The 258-nt window shown below is 67.4% G+C and carries 1 pseudogene; it reads right to left on the bottom strand.

Annotation, left to right across the window (positions count from 1 at the left end):
* Positions 1–258, bottom strand: a pseudogene (locus tag QP415_RS12150) (ATP-dependent Clp protease ATP-binding subunit ClpX); the annotation flags it as partial.

Genomic DNA, 258 nt, shown 5'->3' with positions numbered 1-258 from the left:
GGGTAGAGCTCGGCGGGGCCGACGCCCTCGACGAGGTCGCGGGTGATGACCACGCGGGCAACGTCGTCGCGACTGGGCAGATCGAACATAAGGTCCGACAGGGTCTGCTCCATGATCGAGGACAGGCCACGGGCGCCCGTCTTGCGCTCGTTGGCGCGCGCAGCGATCGCCAGCAGCGCCTCGTGCGTGAACTCCAGGTCCATGTTGTCCAGCTCGAAGAGGTGCTGGTACTGGCGCACGAGCGAGTTCGACGGCTCG

This window comes from Pauljensenia sp. UMB3104 (assembly GCF_030217285.1).
GTDB lineage: Bacteria > Actinomycetota > Actinomycetes > Actinomycetales > Actinomycetaceae > Pauljensenia.
This window is presented reverse-complemented; position numbering and strand designations above follow the sequence as displayed.